Raw genomic sequence first — 23,858 nt, 5'->3', positions numbered from 1 at the left:
TCGATTGTCGCAGCGCCACCGGTCGAAGGCAAATGGCGCACCCTCGGCAGCGGCGCGCCGCTCCTCGCCCAAAAGCTTGGGACAACAGCGAAGACGAGGAGCAGCCCAGACGAGGCTTGGGCCCCTCGCGGGGCGACGCCCCTACTCCTGATGGAGCAGGTCCGCCACAAACCCTTCCAGCCAGGTCGTGCGGGCGCGGCGCATGCGCTCGGCATAGAGGATGGCCTGCGCCTTCTCCAGCGAGGTCTGGAGGTCCTTGTTGATCAGGACATAGTCATAGTCGCGCCAGTGCTGGATCTCGGCCCTGGCGTTCGCCAGGCGCTTGGCGATGACATCGGGGGCGTCCTCGGCCCGGCGGACCAGGCGCGATGCCAGTTCGGCCATGGTCGGCGGCAGCACGAAGATGCGAACGAGATCTTCCGGCATCGCCTTGGCGACCTGGTCGGCGCCCTGCCAATCGATGTCGAACAGCACGTCCTTGCCGGAGGTCAGCCAAGCCTCGACCGGCGCGCGCGGCGTGCCGTAGCAATTGCCATGCACCTCGGCCCATTCCAGCAGCTCGCCCCGGTCGCGCAGCTTGTTGAAGGTCGCCTGGTCGATGAAGTGATAGTGCACGCCGTCGATCTCGCTCGGCCGGCGCGCGCGAGTCGTCACCGAGACGGAGAGGACGATATCCTTGTCCTCGGCCATCAGGTGGCGGGCGATGGTCGACTTGCCCGCGCCCGAGGGCGAGGACAGGACCAGCATCAGGCCACGCCGCGAGGGGGAATTTCCGGCAACCGACATCAGGGACTTCCTATTCGAGGTTCTGGACCTGCTCGCGCAGCTGATCGACGGCGGCCTTCAGGTCGAGACCGAGGGCCGTCAGGGAGCGATCATTCGCCTTGGCGCAGAGCGTGTTGGTTTCGCGATTGAATTCCTGGGCGAGGAAATCGAGCTTGCGCCCCACTGGCCCGCCCTCGGCGAGCAGCGCGCGGGCGGCGGCGACATGGGCCGTCAGCCGGTCGAGTTCCTCGCGAATGTCGGCCCGGGTCGCCAGGAGCGCCGCTTCCTGGTGCAGCCGGTCAGGATCGAGCGCCGGCGACGCGTCGAGCAGAGCCGCGACCTGGTCGGCAAGCTTCTTGCGGATTGCCTCGACCGTGCGGGCGGGCGACGCCTCGGCTGCCGCGGTCAGGCGCTCGATCTCGTCCATGCGGGCGTTGAGCACGGCACCGATCGCCGCTCCCTCGCGATTGCGGGCAACGACCAGTTCGGCGAGCGCCAGGTCGAGATCGGCGAGCAGGTCGGCTGCCAGCGCCTCGGCCACGGCCGGATCGTCTTCGGCATCGACGGTTTCGAGAATGCCGCGAATCGACAGGAGGCCGTCCAGCGTCGGCGGCGCCGCGTCGATCTCGCTGCCGACACGGCGGACGAGATCGAGCACCTGCCGCAGCAGTTCCTCGTTGACGCGCAGGGCCTGGGCCGTCGTCTCGCGCTGCAGGCTGAGCCCGACCTGCAGATTGCCGCGCTGCAGCAGCTTGCCGATGCGCTCGCGCACCGGCTGGTCGAGCGTATCGAAGCTCGGCGGCAGGCGAAGGCGGATGTCGAGGCCCTTGCCGTTGACGCTGCGCAGCTCCCACGTCCAGCGATAGCCGTGTCCCGCGCCGGCGGCGCGCGCGAAGCCGGTCATGCTCGTCAATGCCATCGGAATTCCCCGGCTATGAATGGTCTGTGGCCCAAGAAGGATAGCCGGTCAGGCCCCTCGTTTGGACGGCGACAGTAATGCGCGCGCCAAGGCCGCTCAAGGGCGCGGCGGCGGATATCCCTCAAACCGACACATGGACGGTGAGGGATATGGTCTATGGTCTGAATCGACCCTGGCCGGTGGGCCCTCTCCCCACATTCCGGCCGCCTCACCCTGCTGGGGAACGCGCATGCAATCCATCCTGAAATTCTCGCTCATCGCCCGCTACAGCGCCTTCGCGCTCTGCATCCTCGCAGCGCTGATCCTGCCGCTGATCCCGATGACGCCTACGCTCAACTTCCTGCTGACGATGATTTTCGCGGCGTTGAGCGTGCTCGGCGTCTACGACCTGGTCCAGACGCGCCACGCGATCACGCGCAACTATCCCGTCATCGGCCACATGCGCTTCCTGGTCGAATCGGTTCGGCCGGAGTTGCGGCAATATCTGTTCGAGTCCGATTCCGACAGGCTGCCCTTCTCGCGGGCGGAACGCTCGCTCGTCTATCAGCGCGCCAAGAACGAAGCGGATCAGCGGCCATTCGGCACGCTGCTGGACGCCTATGCCGACGGCTACGAGTTCATCGGCCATTCGATGCGCCCGGCGCCGATGCAGGATCCCAGGCACTTCCGCATCACCATCGGCAACGACCAGTGCGACAAGCCCTATTCCGGCTCGGTCCTGAACATCTCGGCCATGAGCTTCGGGGCGCTTTCGAGCCACGCCATCCAGGCGCTGAACCGCGGCGCCAAGCTCGGCGGCTTCGCGCAGGATACCGGCGAAGGCTCGATCAGCCCGTATCATCGTCAATATGGAGGCGATCTGGTCTGGCAGATCGCCTCGGGCTATTTCGGCTGCCGCCATGACGACGGCAGTTTCTCGGCCGAGAAGTTCGCGGCGCAGGCCGCCGACGATCAGGTCAAGATGATCGAGCTGAAGCTCAGCCAGGGCGCCAAACCCGGCCATGGCGGAATCCTGCCGGCCAACAAGGTGAGCCCTGAGATCGCCGCGACGCGTGGCATTCCGGTCGGCGTCGAATGCGTCTCGCCCGCTTCGCATTCCGCCTTCTCGACCCCGATCGAAATGATGCAGTTCATGGCCCGGCTGCGCGAGCTTTCCGGCGGCAAGCCGGTCGGCTTCAAGCTCGCCATCGGCCAGCCCTGGGAATTCATGGCGATCGTCAAGGCGATGCTGAAGACCGGCATCATCCCCGACTTCATCGTCATCGACGGGGCCGAAGGCGGCACGGGCGCGGCGCCGGTGGAGCTTACCGACCATGTCGGCGTGCCGATGCGCGAGGCGCTGCTGCTGGTCCACAACACGCTGGTCGGGGCGGGATTGCGGCCGCATGTCCGGATCGGCGTCGCCGGCAAGATCGTCTCGGCTTTCGACATCGCCGCCGTGCTGGCGCTCGGCGCGGATTGGGTCAATGCGGCGCGCGGCTTCATGTTCGCGATCGGCTGCATCCAGTCGCAGAGCTGCCACACCAACAAGTGCCCGACCGGCGTCGCGACGCAGGACGCGTTGCGACAGCGCGCGCTCGTCGTGCCCGACAAGGCCGAGCGGGTGGCGAACTACCATCGCAACTCGCTGCACGCCTTGGCGGAGCTGCTGGCGGCAGCCGGGCTGGAGCATCCCTCCAGCCTGAAGCCGCACCACGTCGCTCGCCGGGTCAGCTCCAACGAGATCCGCCTATACTCGCAGCTCTTCCCCTATCTGGCGGAAGGCGAACTGCTCGGCGGTGACAGCCCGCATCCCTTCTACCGGCAGACCTGGGCGCTGGCGTCGCCCGACAGCTTCTCGCTCGCCGGCGAGCTGCGCAAGGCGAGCTGAGCCTTGCCTTGATGCGGCCGATGGCCATAGCGTGCAGGTCCCGACGTCAGCGCGAGACCTGTTCATGCCCGGCCCGCATCGCGGCTCCTGCCTTTGCGGCAGGGCGACCTATGAGATCCACGGCGATTTCCAGAGCTTCTTCCTGTGCCACTGCTCGCGCTGTCGCAAGGACAGCGGTTCCGCGCATGGCGCCAATCTGTTTTCGACGGAAGCCCGGCTCGAATGGCTGTCGGGCCAGGACAGGGTGACGACGTTCCGCCTGCCGGAGACGCGGCACCAACGGAGCTTCTGCGCCGATTGCGGATCAGCGCTGCCGGGTGTTCAGATGGAGGGCGCGCTGCTGGTCGTGCCGGCGGGCAGTCTCGACAGCGAGGTGCCGATCCGGCCGAACGCGCATATCAACGTCGCCAGCCGGGCCGGCTGGGATGAGCACCTGGAGACCATCCCGCACATCGACGGATTGCCCGGCTAGAAGCCGGCAGCGGCCACAGCCGCTCCGGCCGCCCTAAGGCTTGGGCGGCGGTACCGGTGCCGCATCGGTGGCCGCATCCGGGGCTTCCCCGTCATCGACCGCATCGCCGGGGCCGGCGCTTGCCGGGACGACATCGCCCTTGGCCTTCTGCTCGGCCAGCCACTTGCGGTAGCGCGCGACGTTCTTGCGGTGCTCGGCATAGCTCTCGGCGAAGGCGTGCCCGCCTGTGCCGTCGGCCACGAAGTAGAGATCCTTGGTCCGCGACGGATTGGCGACCGCAGCCAGCGAGGCCTTGCCGGGATTGGCGATCGGTCCCTTGGGCAGGCCGTTGATCTTGTAGGTGTTGTAGTCGTTGACCGCATCGAGGTCGGAGCGGCGGATCGGCGTGCCGGACGGCAGGCCGCTGCCGCCATAGACGCCGTAGATCACCGTCGGGTCGGACTGCAGGCGCATGTTGCTGCGCAGGCGGTTGATGAACACGGCGGCGACGCGGCTGCGCTCGTCGGCCATGCCGGTTTCCTTCTCGACGATCGAGGCCAGCGTCACGAGCTCCGCCTGCGTCTTGATCGGCAGGTCCTTGTCGCGGCTGGTCCAGATCGCCGTCATCACCCGATCGCGCTCGCGCAGCATCCGGTCGATGATGTTCTGGCGGCTGTCACCGCGCGAGAAACGATAGGTGTCGGGCAGCAGGCTGCCCTCTTCCGGAATCTCGGTGATTTCGCCAACCAGGCCGGGATCGGCATTGAGACGGTCGACGATCTGCTGGCTGGTCAGGCCTTCCGGAACGGAGACCGAATAGAGGATCGCCTTGCCGCTCACCATGGCGTTCATGATGTCGCGCATGCTGGAACGCGGCGCGATCAGATAGTCACCGGATTTGAGGTCGTCCTGCAGGCCATAGGCGCGGACGCCGGCGATGAAGATCCACTTGGAAGAGATCAGGCCGCGCTCGTGAAGCTCCTCGGCGATCTCACGCAGGCTCTTGCCACGCTCGATCGAGACGGTTCGCGGCTGACCGAAATGGCTGGACTGCTCGAAGCGCAGCTTGCCGAAGAAGAACATCCCGACCGCGCCGAGAACGCCGACGACGAGGATCGTCATCGCGAAGTTCATGATGATGACGATGGGGTGGCGCGCCTGCTGCGAGCGGGGCGGCGGCGGCGGCACGCGTTCGGGGCGCAGCGTATCGCCGGGACTGCGGGGATTGATGCGGTTGCCGAATTCCGCCGAGCCGACGTCGCCGGCATCGCCAGCTTTGTTGTCTTTGGCGCCCGGTTGATTCGTCTCGTTCATCGCACCCTACTTCTCACCTGTTCGACACCCGGACTCGATCCGGGTGCCGAGAGGCGACTGTATGGAGGATTATGGCGAAAGCGCGAAGCCGCGCCCCTATTCGCCATGCCGACGGAAGATGAGCGACGCGTTCGTGCCGCCAAACCCGAAGGAATTGGAGAGCGCCACGTCGATCTGCTTCTTCTTGGCCACCTTGGGGACAAGGTCGATGGCCGTCTCGACGGAGGGATTGTCGAGATTGAGCGTCGGCGGCGCGACATTGTCGCGAATCGCCAGCAGCGAGTAGATCGCCTCGACGGCACCGGCCGCGCCCAGCAGATGGCCCGTCGCCGACTTGGTCGAGGACATCGCGATCTTCGAGGCGGCATCGCCGACCACGCGCTCCACGGCCTTCAGCTCGATGCCGTCCGCCATGGTCGATGTGCCATGGGCGTTGACGTAATCGATGTCGGAAGGCTGCAGACCCGCACGCTTCAGCGCGGCCTGCATGCAGCGGTAGGCGCCGTCGCCGTCCTCGGACGGGGCGGTGATGTGATAGGCGTCGCCGGACATGCCGTAGCCGATCACTTCGCCATAGATCTTGGCGCCGCGGGCAATGGCATGTTCGCGCTCTTCGAGCACGACGATGCCGGAGCCCTCGCCCATGACGAAGCCGTCGCGATCCCGGTCATAGGGGCGCGATGCCTCTTCCGGGCGGTCGTTGAAATTGGTCGCCAGCGCCTTGCAGGCGGCGAAGCCGGCCAGCGCGATGCGCGAAACCGAACCTTCGGTGCCGCCGGCGATCATGACATCGGCATCGTCGAGCGCGATCAGGCGCGCGGCATCGCCGATCGCATGCGAACCCGTCGAGCAGGCCGTCACGACCGAGTGATTCGGCCCCTTGAAGCCGTAGCGGATCGAGACCTGGCCGGAGGCGAGGTTGATCAGGCGGCCGGGAATGAAGAAGGGGCTGATGCGGCGGGGGCCCTTGTCGCGCAGCGTGATGCCGGCCTCGACAATGCCCTGGATGCCGCCAATGCCAGATCCGATCAGCACACCGGTGCGGATCTGATCCTCATAGGCGGTGGGCAGCCAGCCCGAATCATGTACGGCCTGATCGGCCGCAGCCATCGCATAGACGATGAAATCATCGACCTTGCGCTGGTCCTTCGGCTCCATCCAATCGTCAGGATTGTACTTGCCGTCGGCCTTGTCACCATGCGGGATGAGGCATGCGATCTGAGCCGGCAGGTCATCGACCTGGAAGCTCGTTACCTTCTGGGCGCCGCTCTTGCTGGCAAGAATATTGGCCCAGTTGGCGTCGACGCCGCAACCGAGCGGCGTCACCATCCCCATCCCGGTTACAACGACTCGTCTCATACGCTTCCCCCGATCCGGACCCATACGGGTCCGGCCGTTCTTGTCATTGGCTTGGCTTGGATGAACATCGGCGATCAGCCGGCGTTCTTCTCCAGGAAGCTTACTGCGTCGCCGACCGTCAGGATCGTCTCGGCTGCATCGTCGGGGATTTCCACGCCGAATTCTTCCTCGAACGCCATGACCAGCTCGACCGTGTCGAGGCTGTCAGCGCCGAGATCGTCGATGAAGCTCGCGCCTTCGGTCACCTTGTCGGCCTCAACGCCGAGATGCTCGATGACGATCTTCTTTACCCGATCAGCGATGTCGCTCATGTCTCAAAACCTCGATTGTTCTCTGTCTACTATTGCCGCGACTTCTCGCGCGCTGGAAACCCGGACGTATCGGCAATCCCCCGAAAACGTACCGCGATATCGTCACTAGTCTTCGGCGATCGTCAATCCACACCCGCTCCGCCGCGAAAGCGACGAAGACGCGGCACTGATATTGCGCGGTCCTAACATAGTTTCTGAACCTTGACCAGCCGCCGCAAGGGGGTGTGACAACCCCATCCGAGGGATCTGCACGAATGCAGATTCCTCAATTAAATCATAGCCATACCACCGTTAACGTGCAGGGTCTGACCGGTCACGTAGGACGCTTCTTCGGAGGCCAGATACACCACCGCCGAGGCGATGTCGTCGGCCGAGCCCAGACGCTTTGCCGGGACTCGCTCGAGCAACGCGGTGCGAATCTTTTCGTTCAATGCGTCGGTCATCGCCGTTTCGATAAATCCGGGGGCGACGCAGTTGACCGTAATATTGCGACTCGCCACTTCCTGGGCGAGCGACTTCGACATGGCGATCAGCGCCGCCTTCGACGCGGTATAGTTGCCCTGGCCGGCATTGCCCGTGACGGCGACGATCGAGGTGATCGAGATGATGCGGCCATAGCGGCGGCGCATCATGCCGCGCAGCGCCGCGCGCGTCAGGCGGAAGGCGGAGGTCAGGTTGACGTCGAGGACCTCCTGCCAGGCTTCGTCCGACAGGCGGGCAAACAGCATGTCGCGCGTGATGCCGGCATTGTTGATCAGCAGGTCGAGCTCGCCCATCGCCTCTTCGGCGCGCGGCACCAGCGTCTCGACTTCAGCGGCGACCGAGAGGTTGCACGGCAGGACGTGGACATTGGTGCCCAGCTCCGTCGCCAGCGCTTCAAGCGCCTCGCGACGGGTGCCGGAGATGGCGACGGTCGCGCCCTGCTTGTGCAGCGCCTGGGCGATCGCCCGGCCGATGCCACCGCTCGCGCCGGTCACCAGCGCGCGCTTGCCGGTCAAATCGAACATGACGACTTCCTTCTGATTACCCTGTTCATCCGTAAGCTTGGCTGCGAAGCGGCCAGCGCTCAAGCGAGACGCTCGATCGCGGCGGCCACATCGTCGGGCGTGCCGACATTCAGCGTCTGTGCCTCGGGCGCGATGCGCTTGGCAAGCCCCGACAGCACCTTGCCGGCGCCGATTTCGACAAACAAATCGCTGCCATTGGCCGCGAGCCAGCCGATCGACTCGCGCCAGCGCACCATGCCGGTCACCTGCTCGACGAGGCGGGCGCGGATTTCGGCCGGATCGGAGATCGGCGCGGCCAGCACATTGGCGACCAGCGGCACGACCGGCGCGTTGATGGTGACCTTGGCGAGCGCCTCGGCCATCACGTCGGCGCCGGGCTGCATCAAGCGGCAATGGAACGGTGCGCTCACGGGGAGCAGCAGCGCGCGCTTGGCGCCCTTGGCCTTGGCGATGTCGAGCGCCCGCTCGACGGCGGCCTTGGCGCCGGAGATCACGACCTGGCCGGGACCGTTGTCGTTGGCGGCCTCGCAGACGTCGCCCTGCGCCGCCTCGTTAGCGACCGCCTGGGCCGTCTCGAAATCGAGGCCGAGAAGGGCTGCCATGGCGCCCTCGCCGACCGGCACGGCTTGCTGCATGGCCGTGCCGCGAATGCGCAGCAGGCGGGCAGCGTCCGAGATCGACAGGCTGCCGGCGGCGGCGAGCGCCGAATATTCACCCAGCGAATGGCCGGCGACATAAGCGGCCTTGGAAACGGCGAAGCCCTGGGCCTCCAGCACGCGCAGGGCCGCGAGGCTGACGGCCATCAAAGCGGGCTGGGCATTGGCGGTGAGGGTCAGGGTCTCGATGGGGCCGTCCCAGATGACGGCCGAGAGCTTCTCGCCGAGTGCCGCGTCGACTTCGTCGAAAACGGCACGCGCCTCGGCGAAGTTGTCGGCGAGCGCCTTGCCCATGCCGACGGCCTGGCTGCCCTGTCCGGGAAAGGTGAGAGCGATCGTCATGGCTGGCCCCGCACGAATTGTTACTGCGATGATAGTCGCGTGTTCGGCGGCGGCTAATCCGCTGTTACGGCCGCCGAGTCAAGTCTCGGGGCATTTTCGGGGCGGCAACGACCGCGAATATAGGCTGACCGAGAGGCAGAATCCGACACGCCTCCACCGCGTGAAGAGCGTGCATTCACCCATGCCGGCGACGCAGGGGCGGCCTGTGGTTCGACGCCCAAAAAGCAAATCGGCGGCGGACCGATGTCCACCGCCGATCTCAAAGCTTGGGGCCTCAGACGGACTTCGGCTTGCGGATGTTGGGCAGGAAGGCCGTCAGCAGGCCCAGCACCGGCAGGAAGGCGCAGACCTGGAACACGAAGGTGATCGAGGTCCAGTCGGCAAGCTCGCCGAGCGCTGCCGCGCCGATGCCGCCCATGCCGAAGGCGAAGCCGAAGAACAGGCCGGAGACGAGGCCGACCTTACCGGGCAGCAGTTCCTGCGCGTAGACGATGATCGCCGGGAAGGCCGAGGACAGGATGAAGCCGATCACGATGGAGAGCGCGATGGTCCAGCCGAGGCTGGCATGCGGCAGCAGCAGGGTGAAGGGCAGCACGCCGAGGATCGAGAACCACATCACGAACTTGCGCCCGAAGCGGTCGCCGATCGGCCCGCCAGCGATGGTGCCGGCAGCCACCGCTGCGAGGAACACGAACAGATAGAGCTGCGAATCCTTCACCGACACGTTGAACGTCTCGATCAGGTAGAAGGTGTAGTAGCTGGTCAGCGCCGCCATGTAGAAGAACTTCGAGAAGATCAGCACGGCGAGGATCAGGATCGAGCGCACGACCACCTTGTGCGGCAGCGTCTGCACCGGCGGGGCGATGTTCGCCTTCTTGCGTTCACGCTGATGGTCCCGGTACCAGAAGCCGACGCGGGTCAGGATCATCATGCCGACGAGCGCGACCAGCGAGAACCAGGCGACGCTCGACTGGCCACGCGCCAGCACGATCACGGCGGCGAGCAGCGGGCCGATCGCCGAGCCGAAATTGCCGCCGACCTGGAACAGCGACTGGGCGAAGCCGTGGCGTCCGCCGGACGCCATACGGGCGACGCGCGAAGCCTCGGGATGGAAGATCGACGAGCCCATGCCGATCAGCGCCACCGCGACGAGCAGCATCGGATAGGTCGAGGCCATCGACACCAGCAGCAGACCGCAAAGCGTCACGCCCATGCCGACGGCGAGCGAGAAGGGCTGCGGACGCTTGTCGGTATAGATGCCCACGACGGGCTGGAGGATCGACGCGGTCAGCTGGAATGCCAGCTGGATCAGACCGATCTGTCCGAAGCTCAAGGTGAACTCTGCCTTGAGGATGGGATAGATCGCCGGAATCACCGACTGCATCAGGTCGTTCAGCATGTGGGAGATGCTGATAGCCACCAAAATTCCCAGGGAGGTCCGCTCGGCAATGCCGCGGGCGGACGACGCGGGCAAAACTTGCGCGCTCTCGCTCACTTCCAAAGTCCTTGATTGAGGATGACCTGGGGAAGGGCGAGCTCTAAAGCGGCGATTCCGGAGGTCTTTCCGAGGAAATCCACTATGGCCGCGGCCGATTGGAAAGAAAAGTGCAGAAAAATTGATGCTGTCATAACCAAAATCGATGTTTTGCCATGCCGAAGCCGTCCCGGGCGACCGCGTCCACCTATCGGCCACCTGCCGCCGGGGTGATGTCCAACCGCATGCCGTTGCGGTACACAACGGACGAGCACAACCGCCGCGACGCCTGGAAAGCCGGGCGCCGCCGCATCCTGATGGAGACGACTCCATGGCCTCGGATCCGAACAGCCCGCGCGAACCGGTGCCGCGAATCGATTCCACGTTCCGCAATGGCTCCCTGACCGCGATGGGCATCGTGCTGGGCTTCTCGCTCGGCTTCACCGTGCAGTGGGCGACCGACGATTCCCCATGGATGGTGACGGATTACATCGAGGCGGTCGCGCTGGCGCTCGGCGTCGGCCTGCAGATCAAGGCGCTGGCCGAGATGCTCGAGGTCAACTCGCTCGAGATCCCGGTCTACCAGCGCGCCAAGAACCGCTTCATGCTCGGCCTGCTCGTGACGGCGTTCGGCATCGCGCTGATGATCCTGATCAACGTGCTCTCGCCAAGCTGAGCGGCGGGCCTCAGGCGCGCAGCGCAGCCGCGGGCGGCTGGCGATAGGCCATCCAGGCGGGCAGCGCCGCCAACAGGGCGGCGACGCCCAGCAAGGCCAGGACGAGTGCGAAATCGGCGCGGGCGAACGCGACCGGCAGCACGACGCCATTCTCGCGAGTGAAGAGCGCCGACAGGAACTGCGCCGCGCCATAGCCGAGCGCGCAGCCGGCAAGGATGCCGATCGCGACCAGCACGAACAATTCCATCCAGACGATGCCGAACAGGGCCAGGCGCGGCGCGCCGAGCGCCCGCAGCGCGCCGATCTGGCGACGGCGCTGGCCGACATGCATCACCGTCACCAGCGCGATCGCAGCAGCGACCAGGAACTGCGCGCCGATGGCGACGCCGTTCAGCACGGCCTTGGCGTCGCCCAGCGTCGCATAGAGCGCCGTCAGCACCTCGCCCGGGAACACCGCCAGCGTCGAGCCGGCGCGGTACTGGGCGCGCAACTTGTAGGCATCGGCGAAGGTCCGCGGCTTGACGAGGATGGCCGGCACGCCCGGCGTGGTCTCGCTCCAAGGGCCACCCAGCGCCGCCGTCGGTTCCTCATGGCGCGGAGAATCCGCCTCTGTCGCATGGTCGTGGCCGGGCGAGTCGCGATCGTGATCGGATACGTCGTGCGCATGCGCACCACCCGCATCCATGCCGTGAAGGCCCCAGACCGCCTCGATCGGGACGAGAATGGCGCGGTCCCAGGGCGTGCCGGTCGGCGCCATGCGGCCGACGACGCGATAGGCGATCTCGGCATGGGTATGACCGCCCTCGCCCGCCATGCCGTGCATCGGCTTCACGTCCTGGCCCAGCCGGAGCGGCACCGCGGCGCCGATGACGGCTTCGGCGCGCGCGGTGAAAGCCCGGCCCCCGGCCAGCCCGCCGCCGGCGCCATCGATCAGCGCCGTGGTGGTGCCCACGATCGGATGGCCATCGAACGAATCGCCGAAGCCGACCGGCGCGGCCCAGAGGACGCGGGGATCCTCGGCGAGATCGTGCAGCACCTTGCCGGAGACGAGCGGCAGCGGCGCTGCCTGCAGGAAGATCGAGGAGAGCACCAATTGCGTCTCGCTGCCGGCGGCGCCGATGACGAGATCGAACCGGTCCGCTGCCCGCGCGCTACCGAGGCGCAGCGCCCGCTCCTGCAGCGTCACGGCGACGCCAAGCGCGGTGGCGAGCGCCACCAGCAGGATGACGACCAGCGAGCCCGCCCAGAGGCGGCGGAGATCGGCGAAGACGAAGCGAATCATGCGGCCTGTTCTCCGGCGGGGTCGGCCGCGATGCGGCCCGCGACAAGGCGGATGCGCCGGTCCATGCGCTCGATCAGCCGCGCGTCGTGCGAGATGACCAGCAGGGTCGCTCTCTCCTCGGCCGCCAGTTCCAGCAGGAGATCGCCGACCACGGCGCCGCTTTCGGGATCGAGGCTCGCCGTCGGCTCGTCGGCGATGATCACGCCAGGCTTGCGCAGCAGCGCGCGGGCGACGGCGACGCGCTGCATCTCGCCGCGCGACATGGTGGTGACCGGCTGGTCGGGACGGGCGAGCCCGACCCGGCGCATCAGCTCGCGCGCCCGCTCGAGATGCGGGGCAACGCTGCGCGCCCGCAGCCGGACGGGCAGCAGCACGTTTTCGAGCGCCGACAGGCCAGGAAATAAATGGAAGTCCTGCATCACCAGCCCGACATTCCCGGCGCGCCACGCATCGCGCGCGCCCTCCGAAAGCGTGGCGATATCGGTATCGCGCCAGCGCACGACGCCCTCGCTCGCGCGCTCCAGCCCGGTGACGATGTTGACCAGCGTGCTCTTGCCGGAACCGGAAGGCCCGGTGACGGCGACCCTCTCGCCGGGCGCGATCGCCAGCGCCGGGATCGACAGGACCGGCGTCGGCAGGCCCGGGAAGGAAACGACGAGACGTTCGAGGCGCAACCCGAGCATGGCTCAGACTTCGCCAAAGCTGGCGTCGCGCAGGCGCAGCAGGCTGACGAAGCCGGTCTCGGGGTCGGTCCACGAGCCATATTCGAGCACGCCCCTCACCTCGATCACCGCGTTCGGCTGCACGAAGGTCTGCTTCTCGCCGAGATAGACGACCAGGATATTGTCGGGCCAATCGGCATCGGACGAGCAGAACGGGCAAAGCGCCATCGGGATTTCCGTCAGAACGAAGAACGCCGCCTCGGCCTTGAGCGGCGGCGCCATGAAGCCGCGCATGGTCACGGTCTGCCCGGCCAGTTGCTTGACCTTGTCGGAGAAGGTCAGCCCGAGGACGCCGACGGAGCCATAGAGTTCGTCAAAGGTCAGCGTCGGCGCGGCGGCAAGCGCGGGCGGTGCGATCCCGGAGGCCGTCGCCAGGGCGGTGAACCCGCCCAGCAGCGCGTCGCGCCGCGAAATACGAACCAGCGTCATGGTTTTTCCTATCGGGTGCAGAGACCTTCGCTCACCTCTCCCTGAGGTGTTGGCGCAACATCATTGAAGCGTCACGCTCTTGGGACCCTCGGTCGTCATCCCGGGGGAGGCCGGGATCCAGACACACCGATGTGGCGAAGTCTGGCTTCCCCTTGATAGGCCGGTGTGCATGGGCCCCGGCCTTCGCCGGGGCGACGAAGCCACAAGCGAAAGGGATAGGCCACTAAAAGCAGCCCAGGCCTCAACAAAGCGGCTCCGGGCGCCTGCGCCCGAAGCCTGAGTATGCAGCCAGAGGCCGCCGGATCACTTCTTGGCGGGGGCGAGGGCCAGCGCGTCGACGATCACGCGGTATACGTCGCTCTGTTCCATGTAGCCCTTGAAGCCTTCCGAGCCGGGGCCGGTCGACTGCAGAACGACGTCGTCGACGGCATGGACGCCCGAGTCACCTTCGCGGGGGATGTTGCCCTGGACGAAGACGGCGCCGGGAACGTCCTTGTAGGCTTCGTTGGCGACATATTCCTTCTTCTCGTTCTGCACGGCCGGGACGAACGGGCCGTCGAGCTTCGGGCGGAAGGTCTCGTAGTGGTCGGGGCCGTTGTTGGCGGCGATGAACAGGCGACGGCTGACGTCGATCTTGTCCGGGTAGCCGTCCTTGTCCGCGTCCGTGTAGTTGGGGAAGCCGGCATCGGCATAGGTGCCGACCTTTTCGCGCATCTCCGGGCCGGCCTTGTCGTCATCGACCGTGCCGATGATCGAGACGCCGTGGGTGTGGTCGCCCGTGACGACGATCAGCGTGTCTGGGTTCTTCTCGGCGAAGGCGCGGGCCGCGGCGACCGCCTTGTCGAATTCGATGGTCTCGACGACGGCGCGATCCCAGTCGAGCGGATGGGACATCTTGTCGATGTTGGCGGCCTCGACCATCAGGAAGAAGCCCTCGGGGTTCTTCGAAAGCTGCGCGAGCGCTGCTTCCGTCATCTCGACCAGGCCCGGCTGGTTCGGGAACTTGCCGACCGTGCCCTTCTTCAGGAAGTTGCGGTCGAGCAGCGTGTCCATATTGCCGGTGTGGAACAGGCCGAGGATCTTGCCGGTATTGGTGCCGGCGGCCTTTTCCAGTTCCGCCTTGTCGGTGGCCAGCGTGTAGCCGGCGTCCTGGAACTGCTTGATGTAGTCCTTGTCGTCCTTGCGCTTGGAGCCGGGCGTCTCCTTGCCGAGGAAATAGGCCGAGCCGCCGCCGAGCACGACGTCCGGCTGCACGTCGAACATCATGCCGGTAATCTCGGCCTTGTCCGCGCGCTTGCGGGTGTGAGCGACGACGGCGGCCGGGGTCGCGTCCTGCAGTTCCGACGTGGTGACAATGCCGATCGACTTCTTGGTCTGGCGACGCAGCGCCTCGCCCAGGGTCTCGACCTTCGGGTCATCCAGCGAAGCCGGCGTGCGGTCGGCATAGACGCCGAGCGCGTTCACGGCTGTCTTGTGGCCTGTCATGTAGGCCGACATCGTATTGGCGCTGTCGGTGGCGATGGCTTCCGTCGACGATGTGCCGATGAAGGCCATGTGGTCGAGGTCGTCCATGGCGAGGCGGCCATCGGCCTTGCCCTCGGTCATGCCCTTGGACATGATTCGCGCTGCGGTCCGATGTGCGACGGAGAGGCCGTCGCCGAGCAGGAAGATGACGTTCTTGGCCTTGGGCTGCTCGGCCGTGCCGTAGACGACCCAGGAGACGGACTTGGTCTCGCCGCCAGCGGTGGCCTCGACCTTGTAGTCGCCGGGCGTGGCGAGCACGAGCTTGCGCAGCGTCAGCGCCGAGCCGAGCTTCTTGTCGTCCTTGCCGAGTTCCGTCTCGGTGAAGGTCGCTTCCTGGCCGAAGACCGTCTTGTAGTCCTGGCCGTTGACCGTGACCTTGATGTCTTCGGGCTTTACGGTCTCGTTGAACTCGACCTTGAAGTCGAACGGCGAGCCGGCGAGAATCGTGGCGCGGTCCAGCGGATAGACCGTGGTCGCCTGTGCCGTGCCGGCGAGCATGGTCGTCGCAGCCAGCGTGAACAGCAATGTGCGCATCGGGAGCCTCTTCGAAATGGGGGGCCGCGCAGCGGCCTACGGACCGGGCCTAAAAGCTGCGCATGACACCCATGTGAAAGCGCCCGACGAAAGCGCGCGAAATGACAAGCCGGCGTGGAAATAACGGCGGAGCGCGTCAGGGATGCGGCGGCCGATCCCGGATGAAATCGACGAAGGCGCGCAGCGGCGCCGGGACGAGGCGACGGCCCGGATAATAGAGAAACGGCCCGGAGAAGTGCTGCCACCAGGGCTCGAGCACCGGCTCCAACGCGCCGCTTCGAAGATACGGCCGCAACCAGTCCTCGAACAGATAGAGGATGCCGGTGCCGGCCAGCGCGGCGTCGACGGCGAGGTCGGTGGCAGGCCCCGCCTGCACGATCAGCGGGCCCGTCGGCTCGACGCGGACGATCTCGCCATCGCGCTCGAATTCCCAGGCCGCCATCGATCCGCTGGAAAAGCGGCCGCGGATGCAGTCGTGCTCCAGCAAATCGCGCGGATGTTCCGGCCGGCCACGACGATCGAGATAGGCGGGCGCCGCTGCGGTCGCGAAGCGCTGGACGCGCGGCCCGATCGGCAAGGCGATCATGTCCTGCTCCAGCCGCTCGTCATAGCGGATGCCGGCGTCGCAGCCGGCGGCAAGCACGTCGACGAAGCTGTCCTCGGCGATGATCTCGAGGCGGATTTCAGGATAGACCGCCAGGAAGGCCGGGACGATATCCGGCAGCACCAGCCGCACGGCACTGACCGGCACGTTCAGTCGCAGGACCCCGGCCGGCCGGTCGCGATAGCCATTGACCACGTCGAGGGCCGCCTGGACCTCGGCCAATGCCGGCGCCAGCCGCTCCAGTAGCCCCCTGCCCGCCTCGGTCAGCTGGACGCTGCGCGTCGTCCGGTTGAACAGGCGAACGCCGAGTTGCGCCTCCAGCCGCCGCACCGCCTCGCTCAGCGCCGAGGCGCTACCGCCGGTAAGCCGTGCGCCATCGCGAAATCCCTTGGCGCGGGCCACCGCCACGAATGCATTGAGATCACTCAGTTCCGCCGTCATTGTTCGCCAATCCGCACAAGCCGTCCGGATTGTATCGGATTATCGGAAACGCGGGCAGCCTCTATCTGTGGGTCACCGAAAACGGAGACAGACGATGTCCAAAATCGACGCGGCCGGCACCCACAAGCTCGGCAACCGCACTGTGAAGCGGCTTGGCTATGGGGCGATGCAACTCGCAGGGCCCGGCGTGTTCGGGCCACCCAAAGACCATACGGCAGCCCTCGCCGTGCTGCGCGAGGCGCTGGCGCAAGGCGTCGACCATATCGACACCAGCGACTTCTACGGCCCGCACGTCACCAACCAGCTGATCCGCGAGGCGCTGCATCCCTATTCCGACGACCTGACCATCGTCACCAAGATCGGCGCGCGACGCGGCGCTGACAAGTCCTGGATCCCCGCCTATGAGCCGGCGGAACTGACGGCGGCAGTTCACGACAACCTCCGCAATCTCGGCCTCGACGCGCTCGACGTTGTGAACCTTCGCATCATGTTCGATACGCATGGCCCGGCCGAAGGATCGATCGAGGCGCCGCTCGCGGTGCTGGCGGAGCTTCAGCGACAGGGGCTGGTGCGTCATATCGGCCTCAGCAATGTCACCCCGGCGCAGATCGCCGAGGGCCGGCGAATGGTCGAGATCGTCTGCGTGCAGAACCAGTATAATCTCGCCCATCGCGGTGATGACGCGCTGATCGACGATCTCGCCCGCGACGGCATCGCCTATGTGCCGTTCTTCCCGCTCGGCGGCTTCAGTCCGCTGCAATCCTCGACACTGAACGACGTCGCGACGCGCCTGGGCGCCACGCCGATGCAGGTGGCGCTGGCCTGGCTGCTGCGCCGTTCGCCGAACATTTTGCTCATTCCCGGCACCGCTTCGGTGGCGCATCTCCGGGAAAACCTCGCCGTCGCCGACCTGGTTTTGCCAGATGATGCTTTGGCAGAGCTGGACGCTATCGGGGCGAAGTAAGCCCTCACCCCTGCCCTCTCCCGTGCCGGGAGAGGGAGTCCCGCGGTGCCCTTCGCAAGGCTGGGAACCGAGGACCTGCGCGGGCCCGAAGGCCCTCGCCCGCTTGCGGGAGAGGGTTGGGTGAGGGTCTTGCTTTCGGTCCAGGCTTGCTCGAACATCCGCTGCGACGGGATCGAAACCTCCCGCAAGCTAGGCCGTGTGCGCCGCTGCGCCTTGCCTTCCCGGTCATTCCCGTATATGCACCGCCCGTCGTATCGACACCCGGCCGGGGGTTGAACGGAAGGCGGCGCGAGCCGTAGGGATCACAAGATCCCGTCTTCCCGTGTTCCCGCTCTCGAAGTTGTACCGATCAGCCTTTCTCGAAGGCTTCGGTGAGGCTTGGCGCCGGGCAATGAAAAGGAAGGGCAATCATGCCGCTTTATGAGCACGTATTTCTGTCGCGACAGGACGTGTCCGCACAGCAGGTCGAAGCACTTACCGAGCAGTTCAAGGGCCTCATCGAGGCCAATGGCGGCACGGTCAGCAAGATCGAGCAGTGGGGCCTGAAGTCTGTTGCGTTCCGCATTCGCAAGAATCGCAAGGCGCACTACACGCTGATCAACATCGACGCACCGGCGGCCGCCATGGCCGAGCTGGAGCGTCAGCAGCGCATGAACGAAGACGTCCTCCGCATCCTGACCCTCAAGGTCGAGGCGCATGAGGAAGGCCAGTCTGCCATGCTGCAGAAGCGCGATCGTGACGATGGCGACCGTGGCGGCCGCTTCGGCGACCGTGGCGACCGTCCGCGTGGCGGCTTCGGTGGTGGCGGCGGCGGCTTCCGTGGCGACCGTGAAGGCGGCGCCGGCGGCGGTTTCCGTGGCGAGCGCCGTCCGCGCTCGGATGAGTCTGAAGGAGCGGCTGAATAATGGCTGACATCGGCACCACCAGCACCTCCAGCGGCCAGCGCCGCCCGTTCTTCCGTCGTCGGAAGACCTGCCGTTCTCCGGCGCCAACGCGCCGAAGATCGACTACAAGGACATCCGTCTCCTGCAGCGCTACATTTCCGAGCGCGGCAAGATCGTTCCGTCCCGCATCACGGCGGTCTCCGCCAAGAAGCAGCGCGAGCTCGCCCAGGCGATCAAGCGCGCCCGCTTCCTCGGCCTGATCCCCTACGTGATCAAGTAAGACTCCGATCGCCGGAAACTCCGGTTTCCCTCGGCGATCGCTGACTTCGCCGGACCGACGCCTGCCGCCGGTCCGGCACAGCCCCTCGGGCAAGATTTCCAGTGCCTCCCTGAGGCAAGACTTGGTTGGGGTATGGCCGGGCTTCCCGTGACCTGCCTCTAACCGCTCTCGAAGCGGGACAGCGAGATAACATGTCGATGCGGAATATCCTGATTGGCTTTGGAGCCGGAATGGCGGCAGCGCTGCTGTTTGCCGGGCTCGTCAGCGGGACCGCCCTCGCCTTCCCCCTCTTCATCCTGTCCCCGCTGCCGATCGCCATCGCCGCGCTCGGATTCGGCACGCTTTCCGGCGCTGCCGCGGCCGCCGTCGCTTCGGCGCTGATCGGCTTCGCCATCGGCCATCTCGCCGGCGGGCTCTATTTTATCCTCTTCGCCGCCCCCGTCGCCTGGGCAGCCCATCTCGTCGGCCTGTCGCGGCCGGACGAAACCGCGCCCGGCGAGCGGCAGTGGTTTCCCCTCGACGTCGTGCTGATGCGCGTGTCGCTCGCCGTCGCGGCGGCCGTCGTCGTCACCGGCTTCCTGCTGGGCTACGACCCCGAGGCGCTGATCACGCAGACGCTGGCCGTGCTGAAGAGCTGGCTGGCGCAATCGGAAGGCATGACGCCGACCGATGCCGAGATGGAGCCACTGGTCCGCTTCAACATCGGGCTGATGCCGTTCACCTCGGCCAGCCTCATGCTCGGCATCCTCGTGCTCGCCACCTGGCTCGGCGCCCGGATCGCCAAGATGTCGGGCCTGCTGACGCGCGAATGGACGCCGCTGTGGACGGTCGTGCTGCCGCAGCCGGCGGCCCTGTTCTTCGGCCTCGCCTTCGTCGTCAGCCTGCTGCCGGGCGTACCGGGCCAGATCGCCGGCGCCGTCGCCGGCGCCATGGGCTTCGCCTTCGCGCTGACCGGATTTGGTCTGCTGCATGCGGTGCTTCTCGGCAAGGCGGCGCGGCCGTTGCTGCTTTTCCTGGTCTATGCCGTCAGCTTCATCTTCCTGCTGCCGCTCGGCATCATGGCCGTGATCGGACTTGCCGACACGGCCCTTCAATTCCGGGCCCGCCGCTTCGCGGCACGGCCCGGCATCTCGTAAGTCATTGATAGAATTATAGAACGAAGGAGTCATACCATGGACGTTATTCTGCTGGAGCGCGTCGCTAAGCTCGGCCAGATGGGCGAAGTCGTACACGTCAAGGACGGCTACGCCCGTAACTTCCTGCTGCCGCAGGGCAAGGCGCTGCGCGCCAACGAAGCCAACAAGAAGCGCTTCGAGGCCGAGAAGGTTCACCTCGAGGCCCGCAACCTCGAGCGCAAGTCCGACGCCGAGAAGGTCGCCGAGGCCCTCAACGGCCAGTCCTTCATCGTCGTTCGCCAGGCCGGCGAGACCGGCCAGCTGTACGGTTCGGTTTCGAGCCGCGACGTTGCCGAACTCGTCACCGAGGCCGGCTTCTCGGTCGGCCGCAGCCAGGTCGTGCTCGAAGTTCCGATCAAGACCATCGGCCTGCACGACGTCGTGGTCGCATTGCATCCGGAAGTGGAAGCAACCGTCACGATCAACGTCGCCCGCAGCGTCGACGAAGCCGCCCGCCAGTCGAAGGGTGAAGACCTCTCGGCCGTCCAGGACGACTTCGAGCTCGAGCCGCTTCCGGAAGGCGAAGGCTTCGCCGGCGTCGACGACGAAGAAGAGATCTGATCGGGTCCCTTCACCTGAAGGGAGCCTTATTTTCGAGAGAGCGCCGCGGTTTCCGCGGCGCTCTTTTCGTTTGGAAGTCGCTACGTAATCGGCTTAACGCGTACCCGCTTGAAATTGCGGCGAAATCGGGGCTACCATCGCTTCGACGGCCGGATGTCGCCGACCGCCTTGTCGCAACCTGCCTTGGTAAACCAAGACATTCAGGAGGGGGGCAGCGGATCACCATGAACCGGTTGCTCATCAACTATCTGTCAGGCGTCCTGAAGCGTGGATCGCTTGAAATCATCGACGCCAAGGGAAGGCTCCACCGCTTCGGCGATGGCAGCGGCGTTCCAGTCCGCGTCCGCTTCACCTCGGCGGCGGCCGAGCGGGCGGTCATCATGAACCCCGAGCTGAAGCTCGGCGAAACCTTCATGGATGGCGGCTTCGTGGTCGAGCAGGGCTCGATCTACGATTTCCTGGAAGTGGTCCTGCAGAACACCGGTGGCGGCGGCCGCTCCTGGTGGATGCGCGCGGTGTACCGGCTGCGTGTCTGGACCCGGCGCTTCCGGCAGTGGAACACACCGTTCCGCGCGCGCCAGAACGTCGCCCACCACTACGATCTCGACGGGAGGCTCTATTCGCTGTTCCTCGACAGCGACCAGCAATATTCCTGCGCCTATTTCGAGACGCCCGACACCGGCCTGGAAGAAGCGCAGGTCGCCAAGAAACGTCACCTCGCGGCCAAGCTGGCGCTGGCGCCCGGCCAGAAGGTGCTGGATATCGGCTCCGGCTGGGGCGGCCTCGGCCTGTATCTGGCGACCCATGCCGATGTCGACGTCACCGGCGTGACGCTGTCGGAGGAGCAGCACAAGGTCTCGAATGCCCGCGCCGCCGCGATGAACCTCGCCGAACGCGCCTCGTTCAAGCTGCAGGACTACCGGGCGCTCAAGACGCAGTTCGACCGCATCATCTCCGTCGGCATGTTCGAGCATGTCGGCGTGGGCCATTTCCGCGAATATTTCGAGCAGGTCCGCCGGCTCCTGACCGAAGACGGCGTGATGGTCCTGCATGCGATCGGCCGGTTCGATGAGCCCGGCGAGACCAATTCCTGGATCCAGAAATACATCTTCCCGGGCGGCTATATCCCGTCGCTCTCGGAAGTGTTCCCGGCGATCGAGAAGGCGGGCTTGAAGGTCACGGACGTCGAGATCCTCCGGCTTCATTACGCCGAGACGCTGAAGGCCTGGCGCGAGCGATTCCTCGCCCGGCGTGCCGAGGCGCTGGCGCTCTACGACGAGGCCTTCTGCCGGATGTGGGAGTTCTATCTCGCCGCCTCCGAGACCGCCTTCCGCTATCAGGACATGATGATCTTCCAGATCCAGATCGTCCGCGACCAGAACGCGCTGCCGCTAACGCGGGACTATATCTGGCAGGCCGAGGAAGCCCTGCGCCTCCGCGACCATGCCGGCCAGCGTCCTTCCCTGAAAATCGCCGGAAACGGCTAGAGGGAGGGCCGAATCGGTCGTTTTCACCAAACTGTCACCGAAACGCTTCGCGCAAGCGGCAAGTGCCCTTGGCGCGGAGTCTTCGGCGTTAACCTATGGATAACGGGTACGAAGGAAGCGAACGTTAGGCGGTCGGCCCATCCTGCGCCTAACTAGGGCTCAGGGATCTGAGAGCCAATCAAACATGAACGTTCCAGCGCGAGCCGCACCGCCGCAGCAAGCCGAATTCTATCGGCAGCCGCCGCATAACATCGAAGCCGAGCAGGCGCTTCTGGGCGCCATCCTCGTCAACAATGAGGCGTTCTATCGCGTCTCGGACTTTCTCGAGCCGCTGCATTTCTTCGAGCCGGTGCACAAGACCGTCTACGAGATCACCTCGCAGCTCATCCGCCAGAACAAGATCGCCAACCCGGTCACGCTGAAGAACTTCCTGCCCGCAGACCTCGCCATCGGCGAGCTCAACCCGGCGCAGTATCTGGCCCGCCTCGCGGCGGAAGCGACTACCATCATCAATGCCGAGGATTACGGCCGCTCGATCTATGACCTGGCGCTGCGACGCTCGCTGATCGGCATCGGCGAGGACGTCGTCAACATCGCCTTCGACGCGCCGATCGACATGCCGCCCAAGGCGCAGATCGAGGACGCCGAGCGCCGCCTGTTCGCGCTGGCCGAAACCGGCCGCTATGATGGCGGCTTCCATTCCTTCGAGGACGCGCTCAAGACCGCCATCGACATGGCCAGCGCCGCCTATCAGCGCGACGGCCATCTCTCCGGCATCGCCACCGGCCTCGACGATCTCGACCGCCAGATGGGCGGCCTGCAGGCCTCCGATCTGATCGTGCTGGCCGGTCGACCCGCCATGGGCAAGACCTCGCTCGTCACCAACATCGCCTTCAACATCGCCAAGGCCTATCGCGGCGAATTGCAGCCCGACGGCTCGATGAAGACCGTCAATGGCGGCATTGTCGGCTTCTTCTCGCTGGAAATGTCGGCCGAACAGCTGGCGACGCGTGTCGTCGCCGAGCAATCGGGCGTGTCGTCCTCGCATATCCGCCGCGGTTCGATCGACGAGAACCAGTTCGCCCGCGTCGTCGAGGCGTCGCGAGAGATGGCGCGCATCCCGCTCTATATCGACCAGACCGGCGGCCTCTCGATCGCCCAGCTGACCGCCCGCGCCCGCCGCCTGAAGCGCCAGCGCGGCCTCGATGTGCTGATGATCGACTACCTCCAGTTGCTGCAGGGCTCCGGCAAGGGCCAGGCCAACCGCGTACAGGAAATCACCGAAATCACCACCGGCCTGAAGGCGCTGGCCAAGGAACTGGCCGTGCCGGTGATCGCGCTGTCGCAGCTCTCGCGTCAGGTTGAGGCGCGCGAAGACAAGCGGCCGCAGCTTTCCGATCTGCGCGAATCGGGCTCGATCGAGCAGGACGCCGACGTGGTGATGTTCGTGTATCGCGACGAGTACTACCTGAAGGGCAAGATGCCGAAGGAAGGCACCGAGGAGTTTTTCAAGTGGCAGGCGGAGATGGAGCAGGTCGCCGGCACGGCTGAAGTCATCATCGGCAAGCAGCGCCACGGCCCGACCGGCACGGTGCAGCTGCAGTTCGAGGCCGAGATCACCCGCTTCTCGAATCTCGCCAAGCGCGACCACCTGCCGGAATCGTTCGAATAGCGGCGCGTCACGGCTTCAGCCCTTCCCCTATCCCTCTGGCGTCATCCCGGCGAAGGCCGGGATCCCGAAGCACCGGCTTGCGGAGATAGGGGTACCTCCTGATTGCTCGGCCGGTGTTTATGGGCCCCGGCCTTCGCCGGGGCGACGGGCTTTGT

22 protein-coding genes and 1 pseudogene are annotated in these 23,858 nt (G+C 66.0%); 10 read left to right on the top strand and 13 right to left on the bottom strand.

All coding sequences use genetic code 11. The features are described 5' to 3' along the window. Positions 1–141: 141 nt before the first annotated feature. Positions 142–786, bottom strand: a complete 645-nt coding sequence (gmk, locus tag ACHMWQ_RS11970; RefSeq protein ID WP_396307632.1) for a guanylate kinase — start codon at positions 784–786, stop codon at positions 142–144. 10 nt (positions 787–796) lie between these two features. Further along, a complete protein-coding gene (locus ACHMWQ_RS11965) occupies positions 797–1,684 on the bottom strand; it encodes a YicC/YloC family endoribonuclease (RefSeq protein ID WP_396307631.1) in 888 nt (295 codons plus the stop codon). Between the two features lie 229 nt (positions 1,685–1,913). Here ACHMWQ_RS11965 and ACHMWQ_RS11960 point away from each other — a divergent pair, with 229 nt between their 5' ends. Then, complete coding sequence (locus ACHMWQ_RS11960; protein ID WP_396307630.1) at positions 1,914–3,554, top strand: FMN-binding glutamate synthase family protein; 1,641 nt, start codon at positions 1,914–1,916, stop codon at positions 3,552–3,554. A gap of 64 nt (positions 3,555–3,618) precedes the next feature. After that, entirely contained in the window at positions 3,619–4,026 is a 408-nt protein-coding gene (locus ACHMWQ_RS11955; RefSeq protein ID WP_396307629.1) for a GFA family protein, read from the top strand. 33 nt (positions 4,027–4,059) lie between these two features. Here ACHMWQ_RS11955 and mltG read toward each other — a convergent pair whose 3' ends face one another. The 6 genes from mltG to ACHMWQ_RS11925 form a co-directional block, all read right to left on the bottom strand. Next, positions 4,060–5,319, bottom strand: a complete 1,260-nt coding sequence (gene mltG, locus ACHMWQ_RS11950) for an endolytic transglycosylase MltG (protein WP_396307628.1) — start codon at positions 5,317–5,319, stop codon at positions 4,060–4,062. A gap of 96 nt (positions 5,320–5,415) precedes the next feature. Next, positions 5,416–6,678 carry a beta-ketoacyl-ACP synthase II gene (fabF, locus tag ACHMWQ_RS11945; protein WP_354548287.1) on the bottom strand — a complete coding sequence of 421 codons (1,263 nt, stop codon included), beginning with the start codon at positions 6,676–6,678 and terminating at the stop codon, positions 5,416–5,418. A gap of 74 nt (positions 6,679–6,752) precedes the next feature. Next, positions 6,753–6,989, bottom strand: coding sequence for an acyl carrier protein (locus ACHMWQ_RS11940; protein WP_104218330.1), 237 nt, complete (start codon positions 6,987–6,989; stop codon positions 6,753–6,755). A gap of 269 nt (positions 6,990–7,258) precedes the next feature. Further along, complete coding sequence (gene fabG, locus ACHMWQ_RS11935; protein WP_354548285.1) at positions 7,259–7,996, bottom strand: 3-oxoacyl-[acyl-carrier-protein] reductase; 738 nt, start codon at positions 7,994–7,996, stop codon at positions 7,259–7,261. Between the two features lie 59 nt (positions 7,997–8,055). Next, positions 8,056–8,994, bottom strand: coding sequence for an ACP S-malonyltransferase (fabD, locus tag ACHMWQ_RS11930; protein ID WP_396307627.1), 939 nt, complete (start codon positions 8,992–8,994; stop codon positions 8,056–8,058). Positions 8,995–9,268: 274 nt separating this feature from the next. Beyond that, positions 9,269–10,489, bottom strand: a complete 1,221-nt coding sequence (locus ACHMWQ_RS11925) for an MFS transporter (RefSeq protein ID WP_396307626.1) — start codon at positions 10,487–10,489, stop codon at positions 9,269–9,271. A 310-nt stretch (positions 10,490–10,799) separates the two neighbouring features. Here ACHMWQ_RS11925 and ACHMWQ_RS11920 point away from each other — a divergent pair, with 310 nt between their 5' ends. Continuing rightward, entirely contained in the window at positions 10,800–11,144 is a 345-nt protein-coding gene (locus tag ACHMWQ_RS11920; RefSeq protein WP_354548280.1) for a hypothetical protein, read from the top strand. A gap of 10 nt (positions 11,145–11,154) precedes the next feature. On the opposite strand, the gene ACHMWQ_RS11915 is transcribed toward ACHMWQ_RS11920, so the two are convergent. From ACHMWQ_RS11915 to ACHMWQ_RS11895, 5 genes are all read right to left on the bottom strand, one after another. Next, the gene (locus ACHMWQ_RS11915; RefSeq protein ID WP_396307625.1) at positions 11,155–12,426 is read right to left on the bottom strand and encodes an ABC transporter permease; all 1,272 of its coding nucleotides are present in this window, start codon (positions 12,424–12,426) and stop codon (positions 11,155–11,157) included. Continuing rightward, positions 12,423–13,109: an ABC transporter ATP-binding protein gene (locus ACHMWQ_RS11910; protein WP_396307624.1), complete on the bottom strand. Its 687-nt coding sequence runs from the start codon at positions 13,107–13,109 to the stop codon at positions 12,423–12,425. The genes ACHMWQ_RS11915 and ACHMWQ_RS11910 overlap by 4 nt, the downstream gene beginning before the upstream one ends. A 3-nt stretch (positions 13,110–13,112) precedes the next feature. Further along, positions 13,113–13,577 (bottom strand): hypothetical protein, encoded by a 465-nt coding sequence (locus tag ACHMWQ_RS11905; protein ID WP_396307623.1) that lies wholly within the window; start codon positions 13,575–13,577, stop codon positions 13,113–13,115. Positions 13,578–13,880: 303 nt separating this feature from the next. After that, positions 13,881–15,635 (bottom strand): alkaline phosphatase, encoded by a 1,755-nt coding sequence (locus tag ACHMWQ_RS11900; RefSeq protein WP_396307622.1) that lies wholly within the window; start codon positions 15,633–15,635, stop codon positions 13,881–13,883. Between the two features lie 136 nt (positions 15,636–15,771). Further along, the gene (locus ACHMWQ_RS11895; RefSeq protein ID WP_396307621.1) at positions 15,772–16,680 is read right to left on the bottom strand and encodes a LysR substrate-binding domain-containing protein; all 909 of its coding nucleotides are present in this window, start codon (positions 16,678–16,680) and stop codon (positions 15,772–15,774) included. 94 nt (positions 16,681–16,774) lie between these two features. On the opposite strand from ACHMWQ_RS11895, the gene ACHMWQ_RS11890 reads away from it, so the two are divergent. From ACHMWQ_RS11890 to ACHMWQ_RS11860, 7 genes and pseudogenes are all read left to right on the top strand, one after another. Further along, on the top strand, positions 16,775–17,644 hold the full coding sequence (locus ACHMWQ_RS11890) for an aldo/keto reductase family oxidoreductase (RefSeq protein WP_396307620.1): 870 nt from the start codon (positions 16,775–16,777) through the stop codon (positions 17,642–17,644). Positions 17,645–18,054: 410 nt separating this feature from the next. Next, positions 18,055–18,549, top strand: a complete 495-nt coding sequence (gene rpsF, locus ACHMWQ_RS11885) for a 30S ribosomal protein S6 (protein ID WP_354548268.1) — start codon at positions 18,055–18,057, stop codon at positions 18,547–18,549. Then, positions 18,549–18,808 (top strand): annotated as a pseudogene (gene rpsR / locus ACHMWQ_RS11880) (30S ribosomal protein S18). The gene rpsF and the pseudogene rpsR overlap by 1 nt, the downstream one beginning before the upstream one ends. A gap of 191 nt (positions 18,809–18,999) precedes the next feature. Then, a complete protein-coding gene (locus tag ACHMWQ_RS11875; RefSeq protein WP_396307619.1) occupies positions 19,000–19,944 on the top strand; it encodes a hypothetical protein in 945 nt (314 codons plus the stop codon). A gap of 36 nt (positions 19,945–19,980) precedes the next feature. Further along, positions 19,981–20,544, top strand: coding sequence for a 50S ribosomal protein L9 (gene rplI / locus ACHMWQ_RS11870; protein ID WP_266332248.1), 564 nt, complete (start codon positions 19,981–19,983; stop codon positions 20,542–20,544). Between the two features lie 224 nt (positions 20,545–20,768). Further along, on the top strand, positions 20,769–22,031 hold the full coding sequence (locus tag ACHMWQ_RS11865; RefSeq protein WP_354548262.1) for a cyclopropane-fatty-acyl-phospholipid synthase family protein: 1,263 nt from the start codon (positions 20,769–20,771) through the stop codon (positions 22,029–22,031). A gap of 184 nt (positions 22,032–22,215) precedes the next feature. Beyond that, on the top strand, positions 22,216–23,703 hold the full coding sequence (locus tag ACHMWQ_RS11860; protein ID WP_266332250.1) for a replicative DNA helicase: 1,488 nt from the start codon (positions 22,216–22,218) through the stop codon (positions 23,701–23,703). Positions 23,704–23,858: the final 155 nt, after the last annotated feature.

Origin of the sequence: Kaistia sp. UC242_56 (assembly GCF_044452255.1) — a bacterium.
Classification (GTDB): domain Bacteria; phylum Pseudomonadota; class Alphaproteobacteria; order Rhizobiales; family Kaistiaceae; genus Kaistia; species Kaistia defluvii_A.
Note: the sequence above shows the minus strand (reverse complement) of the source record. Positions and strands in the feature narration are given on the sequence as shown.

Excerpts from the sequence above, each read along its gene's own strand:
- gmk (WP_396307632.1), bottom strand. The coding sequence starts at position 786 with ATGTCGGTTGCCGGAAATTCCCCCTCGCGGCGTGGCCTGATGCTGGTC.
- ACHMWQ_RS11965 (WP_396307631.1), bottom strand. The coding sequence starts at position 1,684 with ATGGCATTGACGAGCATGACCGGCTTCGCGCGCGCCGCCGGCGCGGGA.
- ACHMWQ_RS11960 (WP_396307630.1), top strand. The coding sequence starts at position 1,914 with ATGCAATCCATCCTGAAATTCTCGCTCATCGCCCGCTACAGCGCCTTC.
- ACHMWQ_RS11955 (WP_396307629.1), top strand. The coding sequence starts at position 3,619 with ATGCCCGGCCCGCATCGCGGCTCCTGCCTTTGCGGCAGGGCGACCTAT.
- mltG (WP_396307628.1), bottom strand. The coding sequence starts at position 5,319 with ATGAACGAGACGAATCAACCGGGCGCCAAAGACAACAAAGCTGGCGAT.
- fabF (WP_354548287.1), bottom strand. The coding sequence starts at position 6,678 with ATGAGACGAGTCGTTGTAACCGGGATGGGGATGGTGACGCCGCTCGGT.
- ACHMWQ_RS11940 (WP_104218330.1), bottom strand. The coding sequence starts at position 6,989 with ATGAGCGACATCGCTGATCGGGTAAAGAAGATCGTCATCGAGCATCTC.
- fabG (WP_354548285.1), bottom strand. The coding sequence starts at position 7,996 with ATGTTCGATTTGACCGGCAAGCGCGCGCTGGTGACCGGCGCGAGCGGT.
- fabD (WP_396307627.1), bottom strand. The coding sequence starts at position 8,994 with ATGACGATCGCTCTCACCTTTCCCGGACAGGGCAGCCAGGCCGTCGGC.
- ACHMWQ_RS11920 (WP_354548280.1), top strand. The coding sequence starts at position 10,800 with ATGGCCTCGGATCCGAACAGCCCGCGCGAACCGGTGCCGCGAATCGAT.
- ACHMWQ_RS11915 (WP_396307625.1), bottom strand. The coding sequence starts at position 12,426 with ATGATTCGCTTCGTCTTCGCCGATCTCCGCCGCCTCTGGGCGGGCTCG.
- ACHMWQ_RS11910 (WP_396307624.1), bottom strand. The coding sequence starts at position 13,109 with ATGCTCGGGTTGCGCCTCGAACGTCTCGTCGTTTCCTTCCCGGGCCTG.
- ACHMWQ_RS11905 (WP_396307623.1), bottom strand. The coding sequence starts at position 13,577 with ATGACGCTGGTTCGTATTTCGCGGCGCGACGCGCTGCTGGGCGGGTTC.
- ACHMWQ_RS11900 (WP_396307622.1), bottom strand. The coding sequence starts at position 15,635 with ATGCGCACATTGCTGTTCACGCTGGCTGCGACGACCATGCTCGCCGGC.
- ACHMWQ_RS11895 (WP_396307621.1), bottom strand. The coding sequence starts at position 16,680 with ATGACGGCGGAACTGAGTGATCTCAATGCATTCGTGGCGGTGGCCCGC.
- ACHMWQ_RS11890 (WP_396307620.1), top strand. The coding sequence starts at position 16,775 with ATGTCCAAAATCGACGCGGCCGGCACCCACAAGCTCGGCAACCGCACT.
- rpsF (WP_354548268.1), top strand. The coding sequence starts at position 18,055 with ATGCCGCTTTATGAGCACGTATTTCTGTCGCGACAGGACGTGTCCGCA.
- ACHMWQ_RS11875 (WP_396307619.1), top strand. The coding sequence starts at position 19,000 with ATGTCGATGCGGAATATCCTGATTGGCTTTGGAGCCGGAATGGCGGCA.
- rplI (WP_266332248.1), top strand. The coding sequence starts at position 19,981 with ATGGACGTTATTCTGCTGGAGCGCGTCGCTAAGCTCGGCCAGATGGGC.
- ACHMWQ_RS11865 (WP_354548262.1), top strand. The coding sequence starts at position 20,769 with ATGAACCGGTTGCTCATCAACTATCTGTCAGGCGTCCTGAAGCGTGGA.
- ACHMWQ_RS11860 (WP_266332250.1), top strand. The coding sequence starts at position 22,216 with ATGAACGTTCCAGCGCGAGCCGCACCGCCGCAGCAAGCCGAATTCTAT.